This is a genomic window from Vibrio sp. 10N.261.52.A1, from assembly GCF_002876325.1.
Lineage (GTDB): Bacteria > Pseudomonadota > Gammaproteobacteria > Enterobacterales > Vibrionaceae > Vibrio > Vibrio chagasii.
In genome coordinates, this window is sequence record NZ_MCYD01000753.1 from 1 (window position 1) to 4,321 (window position 4,321).

4 protein-coding genes are annotated in these 4,321 nt (G+C 45.9%); all 4 read right to left on the reverse strand.

The window, feature by feature from the left end; all coding sequences use genetic code 11:
* Complete coding sequence (locus tag BCT81_RS15540; RefSeq protein ID WP_102425015.1) at nt 1-570, reverse strand: N-acetyltransferase; 570 nt, start codon at nt 568-570, stop codon at nt 1-3.
* Nucleotides 571-1,791, reverse strand: a complete 1,221-nt coding sequence (locus tag BCT81_RS15545; protein WP_102425016.1) for a MerR family transcriptional regulator — start codon at nt 1,789-1,791, stop codon at nt 571-573.
* 64 nt (nt 1,792-1,855) lie between these two features.
* A complete protein-coding gene (yidZ, locus tag BCT81_RS15550; RefSeq protein WP_102425017.1) occupies nt 1,856-2,842 on the reverse strand; it encodes an HTH-type transcriptional regulator YidZ in 987 nt (328 codons plus the stop codon).
* Complete coding sequence (locus BCT81_RS15555) at nt 2,817-4,019, reverse strand: MFS transporter (RefSeq protein ID WP_102425018.1); 1,203 nt, start codon at nt 4,017-4,019, stop codon at nt 2,817-2,819. Before BCT81_RS15555 ends, yidZ begins: the two co-directional genes overlap by 26 nt.
* Nucleotides 4,020-4,321 lie beyond the last annotated feature (302 nt).

Genomic DNA, 4,321 nt, shown 5'->3' on the forward strand with positions numbered 1-4,321 from the left:
CTACCAGTACTCAGCGTGAGCCAAAGCTTCAACACAGCTAGACTGTTCGCTCGCCACTTTGATTTCACCGCCAGTCAGCGATTGAGCGATCCAACCGTGAGAGTAGCTCAACTCAAATGGCGCAGGGATTTGTTCAACAGTGATTTGCTCAAAGCCCACTCTTGAATAATAACTAGGATCACCGTATGTCACTGCAAGCTCGACACCCTGCTCTTTTAGAGTCTCTAAGCCGAAGTTAATCAGTTGTTGGCCGATACCACGCTTTTGAACCTGTGTGCTCACCGCTACTGGTGAAAGTAAATACGCCTTGGTTTCATCGCCAAATGAAAGCGGAGTAAAGATAATCGCACCAACGATCGTACTATCCGTATCCGACTCACTAGAATCGTCTTCCGCAACAAAGCAAAGTAGCTCTGCTGGAGCCGTCGTCGTCAAAAGGTCATTGGCAAGCTTACCTACAGTTTTACCTTCATTTTCACCTTCTGAATCAGTAAAGGTTTGAGTAAAAAGCTGAGTGATCGTTTCGATCTCGCTTGAATCGTATTGTCTAAATTTCATCGTGTCCTTCACTTACTGTACTTTCTTCAACACAAAAAAGTGATAGTCAAAATCACGCTTCACAGAGTCTTGAGAGCCTTCCACAAGCTTGCTGTTATTGAAGAATTGTTTAATTTCATTGTCGCAATCTGCTAGCGCTTTTGAGTTTGGCATCGTCGCTTTCAGAGCCTCAACTTGCTTTTGCAAAGGTTGATAGTAGGCAAGCCAACCGGCATCACTCATCGCAAAGTCATTCAGGACTTGATAGCCCGCTGCTTTTGCCTGTTTAATGCGCTCAGAAACCGTCGTCATATCTGGGTACTCTTTCTGCCAGAACACTTCGGCTGATTCGCTAGGGTTCTCGGTGTTCCAGACCAAGTCATTCACGACTAATATGCCATCATCGGCGAGTAACTTTCGCCACTGCTTAAGTGCCTTCTGGACACCCATGATGTAAGCACTACCCTCTGACCAGATTAAGTCGAATGATTTAGCTTCAAACGGTAAATCCATCATGCTTGCACATACCGTTTTGATGTTGCTGTCGAGACCAAGTTCTAGTGCTTGCTGGTTTAGAATATCCAAACACGGCTGATCATTATCTACCGCAGTGACCTGCACTTCAGCCTGATGTTTTTTCATCGCGTTCGTTAATACGGAGGTTGCAATACCTTTACCACAACCAATTTCAAGGACGCGCTTCGGTACTTCCGGAACGTGGGAAAGCGCAGTAAGCGTGTCCTCATTCGTTCCGGGACCTAAACGTTCTAGTCCCTCAAAAATGACGCCGAAATCCGCCATATATTGTTCATGTTCATTCATGTCTTTCGATAACCACTTCAATCGCAGAGCCTGTTTCTCATCAAAGCCCTGCTTAATTAACCAATCGAGGTGTGCATCTGGCGCAAGCTTATCCATCGACTCATGCCACTCTTCTAATCCGCTTTCGCCTAACATTGCTGCTAATAGATCTCGTGAACGCTGTTTTTGCAGTAGCTCTTCGTCCAACTGCTTGAGTCTATTTTCCAACAAACTACGTTCGATCTTGGCATCTAAACAGGCTTGGCACTCTTTGAGCGTCAACCCGCCCGCTTGCAATTGCTGTAACAAGCGAACACGTTGTAGATCCTTTTCAGAATAAAGACGATAGCCATTGCTCTGACGCTGAGCTTCAATCAAACCTAGCTTGCCGTAATACAACAATGTAGAACGACTCAGCCCAACTAATTCGGCCAGTTCAGAGATACGATACATGCACTCCCCCTCTCATTTCGGTAGCAAAGATAAACTATGAAGTTGTAGTCAGGTCAACAGAATTTTAGACACTTTTCACGTCTTTTACCTGTTTTCCTTCAAACTGGTAAAGCGATCTGAGTGTGTCTTTTAGCCATAAAACGAGCGGATTATAGGCATTGCGTTTATGCCAAATCATAGTGAAAGGAATTAGCAATTTATTGGCATGTTCTTCGTCTAACGGAATAGGTAAGCAGGTTAGGTTGGGGTGAAGTTGCTCTGCGTAACGTCGACAGTAGTTGGGCGCAACCGTCGTCATAGAGTGATTTGATTGAGCCGCCATAAACAGAGACTGCTCAAAGCCAGCAAGAGTTAGAGCAATGTTTCGGTCTAGTTGTAGATCGGTTAACACTTCATCCAGCGCCCAGGTTTCGCTTTTTTCCCACACGATATTGATATGAGGGTATTTGAGAAAAGCCTCAAGGTTCCACTCTTCCTGTAAGGCAGGATGATCTTTTCTGAGATACACCACTGGCATGTCGTGAAACAAAACCTCGAAATCGATGAAGTACGGCAGCGCGTCTAGAGACTCTTTCGAGCGCGGATGGCTTTCTCGCCCTGAAAAACCAATATCAGATTCGCCACGAACAATAGAGTCTATCGAGTCATAATCCCAGTTACGCATTTTGATCTTCGCATTCGGATAGCGTTGATACACGCTTTGCGTCAGCTCATTGAGCATGATCAGTGACAGAGGGGATTCCGCCTCTAGATTCAATCGCACATCTTTGGGCGCATCATCACCACGAGTCGTGAGAATTTGGCTACCAATCTGCAGCCAGTCTTGAAGATCTTTCACCATGCTGAGCGCAAGTGGTGTCGGCGTTAAACCCCTTGGCGTTTTTACAAACAGAGGATCATCAAACCAGTCTCTAAGCTTAGTCAGTGATTTACTCACCGTTGAGGGCGTAACGTTAAGCTTTTTGGCAGCTTTTGAGACACTCTGCTCTTGCAGCAGCAATTGCAGAGTGAACAACAGGTTGAGATCAAGACGGGCTAGTGGCTTCTTCATAATCACTTTTCACTTGGGAAGGGCCTACCCATAGTATTAGAGCAATACTGATAACTCCACCAGCAGCCAGTATAAATACCAACATATTCAATGCACTTAGTCCGATAACGCCCATCAACCAGATAAACAGTGCCGACGTGCATACCTGAGAAACGCCCAATATCGAACTCGCCACGCCCGCTCGTTGTGAATAGCCACTCAATGCTTGGCTCATTGCGACGCCAAAACCGAGCGAGAAGCCACCGCACACGAGGGCAAAACCAGCAAGCGTCACGTAATGCCCTAGCCCACCATCAATCGATGCAAGCAGCAAGACAGCCGCAATCACAAAGCATATTTGAGATACCAGCATGAGGCTTTTCTGCCTAAATACATTCAGTGCAAATGGCGCAGAGAACGACACCAGCATACTGACTAATGCAGTGAGAGCCATGGTATATGAGTATTGACCACGGTCGAAACCAAGCTCAGTCATTATCAGCATTGGAGACACATTCACATAAGTCAGAATCGCCGTCACGCCCAAGCTGGTCATGATCACTCGGCTGATAAACAAGGGCTCCTTAAAAGTTTCGGTTGAAGTTGATTGAGACACAGAAGCTTTTGTGACTTTCGAGCCTACGCTATTCGGCTTGGTTTCTCTTAGCACTAACACCGACAACAAACACACCACTACCCCCATACTTGCCATAGTCGTGAACAGACTCGGCCAAGGGTATACCGTCATGATTAAGTGACCGACCACCGGCGCAAGCACTGGCACGATGCAGGTAATGCCATTCATCATCGACAACACCTTAGCGCGTTTTTGATCGTCTAACACATCTCGGAGTATGGCGAATGCCACCACATAACATGAACCCGCGCCAACACCTTGGAAAAAGCGCACCGCTAGAAACGGTTCCGCACTAGTCACAATGCCACCGAACATTGAAGAGATAGCAAAGACAATCGCACCGAAAATCGCGACAGGCTTTCTTCCTACCTTGTCGGCAAATTTACCTGCGAACAGCATAGTAGTTGCCATGCCCGCAAGATAGATAGAAAACGCCACATGTAGCTGCGTCTCCGAGGCATTTAGATCAGCCGCGATTTGAGGCAAGCCAACCAAATACAAATCAATCGCCGTTGGATACAAGAGAACAAGTGCGAAACTACAAAACAGAAAACGATACATAACACCCCCACATAATTGGTGCGAGGATAGTAAGAGCGAAACGTCAAACTACCGAGTGGCATTTACGACAACGGATCTTTCCATTTACGACAAACCCTCAGTATGTAGAAAAGGCGCCAGACAAGAATTCAGGCAATAAGCAAGGTTTTGACTCAATTCAGCTGAACTTAAAACACCGATTTTTTAGCTATAAACCGCTGCCTATTACTCGGTAATCAATTTACAAAAGTTATCAGAACGATAAATAAAATCACCGAATGAATACTTAAATCAACCACTCATACCCACCATAAATTCCTGCT